We start from the raw sequence: 392 nt of genomic DNA, 5'->3' as shown, positions 1-392 counted from the left end.
TGCAACGTTTCATCGATTAATACCCGCGCACGCGCCAGCGAGATTCGGCACTTCAAAATCTTTATTGACTGGATTCTTTCCGGTGAATCCGCAGACCATTTAGCTAAACGCCTTGGGGTAACCAGACGAACGTTGACCCGATGGTTCAAGCTTTTGTGGTTTATCACCGTGCCCACGTCTACTGACCCCTATCGTGTCTACGACCAGGTCTTTATCGACGGCACCTACTTTCACAAGAAATGCCTGCTGGTCGCCTGCACCAATACACACGTCATCGCCTGGCATTGGTGCCTGCGCGAAAGCTCATACGAGTACCTAAAGCTGCTCGACAAAATCGCGCAACCACTTATCGTCACCACCGACGGGGCAGGCGGAGCGCTCAAGGCACTGCG

Annotated in this window: 1 pseudogene; it reads left to right on the top strand. The window is 53.3% G+C overall.

Annotation, left to right across the window (positions count from 1 at the left end):
- Positions 1 to 392, top strand: a pseudogene (locus tag HMPREF3056_RS12985) (IS256 family transposase); the annotation flags it as partial.

The sequence above is a fragment of the Corynebacterium sp. HMSC056F09 genome (assembly GCF_001815785.1).
Classification (GTDB): domain Bacteria; phylum Actinomycetota; class Actinomycetes; order Mycobacteriales; family Mycobacteriaceae; genus Corynebacterium; species Corynebacterium hiratae.
The sequence above is the reverse complement of the archived record's forward strand: the minus strand, read 5'-3'. Positions and strand labels throughout refer to the sequence as shown.